Below are 1,042 nucleotides of genomic sequence, written 5' to 3'. Positions count from 1 at the left end.
GCCTTCGCGTTACGCTTCGCGGCATAAAGTAGTCCGTCGGCGCGTAGCAGCAATGCATCGTAATCGAGGCGGTGACCTGGCAGGGCTATAGCAGCGCCCATGCTAATCGTTGTCGGCGCAGGCAGACTGATCAGCGCCTCGTTGATGGTGCGATGGAAGTCGATCGCGAACTCTTCGCCGGTCCCGACATCTGGAAGCGCTGCGATAAACGCGAACTCATCGCCCCCCATACGACCGACAAGCCCATAGCTCCCAAGACCGCGTACAGCAGCCCGCGATGCTGTTCGTATCGTATCGTCACCCACGGCATGGCCATAATGATCATTGATGGCCTTGAAATTGTCGAGATCCATAACCCCGACCATTACCGGCATTGTCGTCGACGACAGCATCTTGACCATCGCGGCTTCGAAACTCGATCTATTGAGCAAGCCTGTCATGCCATCAAGCCGTGCAGACGCCCGTTCACGGTCGTAGGCGCGCCGTAACGCCCACATCGTCGCCACGACGAACGCCAGCACTACGCAGCGAAGGCCTACCCGAAGCAACGTTATCGTGGTCGTCGTTGGGATACCCGTTTGAATGGTCGCGCGCGTATTCAACACGATCGCGATTACCGCTGCAAAAACCGCCGCACGACGACTCAGCCGCCATGAAACCAAGCCCAGTAATAAAACATAGACCGGCCCCATGCCAATTGCAGGGTAAACAATGTCAACAATCTGAAGAATGAGAGCCACCAGCAGGACGGAAGCTGAGACCGTAACCGTCGACGCGGCTTCAAGGCGATCTGCTATCGTCATGGTCTTTAGTCCTGGCATTTTACGTACGGCTTTTGCTCTTATCCGGCACGTAAAAGCGGACCCGACGCGTATGGCCGCAGAATGGTTTACAGACTGATAATCACAGACTTACTCGAAGCATCGAGGGACGTTGCTCCTCGCCGTTACAACGTCTGGGAGCCGCGGGAGACCCCGGCGCTATCCCGAGGGGGGTACCGCCTTGGCCTGATGCTAACTGTTCAACGAACGGTCACGTCGCA

Annotated in this window: 1 protein-coding gene; it reads right to left on the bottom strand. The window is 57.0% G+C overall.

The features are described from left to right. Positions 1–803: GGDEF domain-containing protein (locus tag sphst_RS20690; RefSeq protein WP_159043648.1), on the bottom strand; the 803-nt coding region annotated here is incomplete at its 3' end. Positions 804–1,042: the final 239 nt, after the last annotated feature.

The sequence above is a fragment of the Sphingomonas sp. STIS6.2 genome, from assembly GCF_000732685.2.
GTDB classification, from domain to species: domain Bacteria; phylum Pseudomonadota; class Alphaproteobacteria; order Sphingomonadales; family Sphingomonadaceae; genus Sphingomonas; species Sphingomonas aerolata.
This window is presented reverse-complemented; position numbering and strand designations above follow the sequence as displayed.